Source organism: Rhodococcus sp. P4_B6, from assembly GCF_056402215.1.
On record NZ_JBFUHV010000330.1, the window covers coordinates 1 to 4,420 of the forward strand.

At 68.0% G+C, this 4,420-nt stretch carries 3 protein-coding genes and 2 pseudogenes; all 5 read right to left on the minus strand.

Translation table 11 applies throughout. The features are described 5' to 3' along the window. Nucleotides 1–1,249: 1,249 nt before the first annotated feature. Nucleotides 1,250–2,545, minus strand: a pseudogene (locus AC1DWT_RS49715) (carboxylate-amine ligase). 81 nt (nucleotides 2,546–2,626) lie between these two features. Continuing rightward, nucleotides 2,627–2,854: a hypothetical protein gene (locus AC1DWT_RS49720; protein ID WP_206015780.1), complete on the minus strand. Its 228-nt coding sequence runs from the start codon at nucleotides 2,852–2,854 to the stop codon at nucleotides 2,627–2,629. Between the two features lie 340 nt (nucleotides 2,855–3,194). Beyond that, nucleotides 3,195–3,380 carry a (2Fe-2S)-binding protein gene (locus tag AC1DWT_RS49725; RefSeq protein ID WP_206015779.1) on the minus strand — a complete coding sequence of 62 codons (186 nt, stop codon included), beginning with the start codon at nucleotides 3,378–3,380 and terminating at the stop codon, nucleotides 3,195–3,197. Between the two features lie 473 nt (nucleotides 3,381–3,853). Then, the gene (locus tag AC1DWT_RS49730; protein WP_241031619.1) at nucleotides 3,854–4,015 is read right to left on the minus strand and encodes a hypothetical protein; all 162 of its coding nucleotides are present in this window, start codon (nucleotides 4,013–4,015) and stop codon (nucleotides 3,854–3,856) included. A 157-nt stretch (nucleotides 4,016–4,172) separates the two neighbouring features. Next, a pseudogene (locus AC1DWT_RS49735) lies at nucleotides 4,173–4,420 on the minus strand (CapA family protein); the annotation flags it as partial.

Here is a 4,420-nt window from a genome sequence, read left to right on the forward strand (position 1 = left end):
AGCCMCGGAGAGTTGGCCAAACTCGACGCCATGACCGCGCTGGCCGAACGGCAGTATGTGCAGCAGCTGCTGAGCCTCCACGAATTCAGGCCGCCGGCGGGCTGAACCAGGCTAGAACGCCAGCACCGCGACCTGCGATAAGACAGTTAGGGTGGGATCGTTTCCGTTCACGAGGTGACCACCATGGGTTCTGCAGGTATCGACTTCAATCTGGCCTTCGCCGCGTTTCTGCACTGGCTCCACATCATGTTCGGCCTGAACGTCGCCGTCTGACAGAAACGCTCACATCGCCGACCCCGCATCGGCTGCCTGCATCGGCGCCGGGGTCGGCCCAATACTTCCCCACCGCCGTCCCCCACACACCCAATCCGTCCGGCCGACTCTGCACAGGGGCGTTGCGGGCACACACCAGAGGGTAACGAAGGACAGCTGGATAGTATGTCTCGTCCTTCAGCGCCCACGAAAAACAATTCTTCGCCTGAATTCAACTGAGGTGCAACAACTTCCCCGTCCGGATTGATACCCAGCGACAAAATGGGGTGGCCGTTTCGAAAGACTCCGCGGCGTCGCTGTCGTCGACCCCGTGGCAGGAGACGGTGATTCTCGTGCTGGCCGCCAACTGCTCGGGGACGTCTCCGGCAGCTCGTCGGGATCGGCGGCTCAGGGTGCGTCGTAGTCGGTGGCCATGACTCTTTACCTCGTACTCGGCGTGCGCGGACCCGCCAGGCGCCAGGGTCCGGTGGCGGGCCCACGGACGGCGGCGTCGGGGGCTGGGGCGGCACCACCCTCGAGGCGGAGGCCATCGTGACCAGACCCGGGGTCCGCGGCACTCCGTGTTGTTATGCCTGCCAGTCGAATTCAAAATTTCGGTACGCTGAGGGGCGGTTGAGCGCTTGGCCGTGGTTGTCGCCGCCGACGATGCCGTGCCCGGTGGTCTGCACCGAATTCCGCGTCGCGCAGAAAGTCTCCTCGACCGCAGTGAACATGGACTGTGACGGCTTGCGGATGTTGGAACGGAAGCACAGCCCGCGCTCCCGACGAGGAGATCTTGAGTGGCGATGTTGGCGCCGACGGCGAAGCCGGGACCGTGCATCGAATCGGTCGGGCAGCGACGAGCTGTTCGCGCCTTCACCAGGCGAAAGCTGCGGACAGCACACACCGGCCCGTTCGGCCCGACGAAAACACTCGCGCGACCTACTGGAATGCGCCGAAACCGAGGTGCCGCCCGCACGGGCCGCCGACGGGCGAACTACTCCCGCGTGCCTGACCCGGTCGCCGGAGACACGGGGCATTCCCCGGTCGGCACAGGCGATTCCGGGACATCGGCCGGAGGTACGGACGCCCAGTAATCGTCGTCGGGCGAGCAGATTTCGACGGTGCGGTCGGCGACCGCGCGGACGACGTCGGTGAGTGTGCCGGCCCGCAGAGCGCGTCGCTGATGGACGGCGCCGTTGCCGTGGGCCAGGACCCGCGCCACCGCCGCCCGCGCACAGGCGTAGTCCTCGAGGGCGGTGCGGACGTGCGCGAGAAGGAGAGCAAGGAGCCGGGATGCCGGCATCAGATTTTGCGAGGTCGGGTCGATTCCGTGTCCGGTCAGACCGTCGTGGGCGGCACGCCAGCACGCCGCCCGCAGCAGGTCGTCGCCGACCGGCCGGGCGAGATCCCCGCGCCCGAGTTCCGACAGTGCGGTGATGACCAGCCCCCGGACCAGGAACGCGAGCAGCACGGTCTCGTGCACCGTGGCGGGGACGTCGCTGATGCGGATCTCGATGGTGGCAGATGCGCGGACAGCCGCGCATCCCAGTAGACCATCGCCGGATCGAGGACGCTGCCGCAGTCCAGCATCGCCGCGACCGCGGCGTCGTAGTGTCGCGCCGACCGGAAACACGGTGGCGGTCCCGCGCTCGGCCACCGCGCCCACAGGATGCGGCGCCAGCTGGCATATCCGGTGTCCACGTTGGCGGCGATCGGCGAGTTCGCCGTCAACGCCAACAGCGCGGGCAGCCAGGGCCGCAGGTGATTGCTGACCTGCACCGCCGTGTCCCGGTCGGGAACGCAGACATGGACGTGGCAGCCGCAGATCACCTGCTCGGCCAGTGCGCCGAACCCATCGGCCATCGGCCATCCGCCGGTACCGCGGTGTGTCGGTGATCGCCCGCGGCAACGGACCGAGCACGGGAACCCCGGTGGCAAGCAATCGGGTCCCGGACCGGGCGGCCGCGGCGGCAGCGAGTGATCGGGCCCTGCACAGCTCCCGAACCAGATCCGATATCCGCGCGCAGACCGGGGTGGCCGTTTCGATCTGGCATCGTGCGAGTTCGAGCTGCAGATCGATGCCGAGCGCCGTTCCATCCTCCACCACCGCAGCGTTGCGGTGTTGCGGCGCACCCGTGTGGGAATCGACCAGGATGAACTCCTCCTCGACCCCGATCGTGGGAGGGACACCCGACGCGGCGCATTGAGCGGAACCCGCGGGATTCGACGGAAGAACGGATGCCCTCGACGTCGGCGGCCCGGCACCCGGGCTCCGCGGCATTACCTCCATAGAGTCAGCGTTGCACGCCGGTGCGGGTGTGGCCAGGGCACGGGAGCTCGCCCCCGGACGCCGTCGACGTGCCGGGCGCGATCACCCACGGCGGCGACCGGTCTGCGACCGACCCGCCGCGGCGAGGACCGGCCGGCGGGGCACCGACCTGCCGCAGACGATCGGCTCGACGCCGCGCGGGTGGAGCACCGGGGTCGTCCGCCGGTCGAACGGGAGCGTCCGGCCGACCACCGGCAGCGACGCGTTCTCGGGGTCCGAGCCGATCCGCCCCGTTGCGGCCGGCGGGCGGGCGTGGCTATAGCGGCTCACGATTTTCGAACATCCGGCGCCTTCGCCGACCGATCCGATCGCTCGCCACCGACCCCCGGCTCGGCGGCGATGTACGAGTCACAGACCGTCGCGCCCAAGCACAGACCAGATCGACCGATCGAGGGTGAGCTGCTGTCATGGACAGTCGAACAGCCGGCCGGGATACCGATACAGATCGGCGACGGCCATGACATCGGCGAAGAACCGATCCCCGTAGACCCTCAGCTGCTCGTTGAGAAGAGCGATAACCGCGTCGCCGCCGCCCATACTTCCGGTCGCCGGGGTGTAGCGACCGTATCAGCGTTCACCCACGATCCGCGACGGATCGATGCTTCAGCAGTCAGGCTGCTGCAACGCGACTGCCGATAGCGCGCGCGCAGAGCAGTTCATTGAGGCGATCGACGCAGGTGCCGCACCCCCAACCGGCTCCGCACTTCTCGCCGATCGCATCCGCGCTGTCCGCGCCGTCGTCCATGTGCTCGTGCACCTCTTCTTCGGTGACGGCCTTGCAGATGCAGACGAACATTGGAGCTCCCTTACGAACCAATCCAGTTAGGTAAGGGTTACACCATTCGAGCGCATCCGCAAGGGTAGCCTTACCGAAAGTTTCCAGAATTCCCGACGAACGGGACCACGCCTCGGGCACCCCGAATTACCGGATACGGAGAAGGGGCCGAAGTGGCCGCCGGGGTACATCCGCACCTCGGCGTCGGGTGCCTTGGCCGCGGCCTTCAGTGCAACTGTGGGTGAAGGTGACCACCTCGTGCTCCGCGATCTGAAGAGCACCGGGCTGGTGATCGCATGCACCTGCGTCGTCGGCCGAGATCGGGCGGCCTGCAACGCCGCCCGTCCCGGCGTCTCGTTCCGCCACGTCGACCCCGGCGATCCATCGCCCGGTATCCCGCCTCGGCGTCGCGGGTGGTCATCGCCGCGAACGTTCCCCGTGGCCCGACCACCGGGAACATGCCCGGCGGTCGCCGCAGCAACGGCCGGAACCGGTCACGCGGGTACGCGGGTACGCGGGTACGCGGGTACGCGGGTACGCGACCACCGTGTGCCCACGCCCGACCATCCCGAGCGGGGCAGGGTGGCCAGCCCGTCGACGTACGGGACCTGCGCGACGACCGCCGCAACGCGCCGGTCCCGCGCGGGCATTGTCACGTTAACTGAGAGGTTCTGCAGGGCATAGGATTCGGGTGCGGCATTGTCCGATTCGGATGTTGCTGTGAGTGGTTCAGGCGGCGACCGCGGTGTCGGAAGCTCAGCGCTGGTCGGACATCGCGACAGCGCTGGCACAGAGCACAGAGTGGTCGACTGCCTACCAGTTCGCTTGTCTCCCACGGGCGACGAGGACGTCGTCCGCGCCCGCGTCGATGCGGGTGCCGAAGTCGCGGCTGATCCCGTCGAGAACCCGCCGCAGCCATTCGGTGTCACTTGTCGACGCGCGTTGCAGTTGCATCCGCCGGGATCTCATCGGCACCATTCGTAGCTCGAGCAGTTCGTGCGTGCGCGCGTCGAGGGTCACCAGGTAGAGCAGCCGCAGATCGTCGCGGTAGCGTTCGTGCC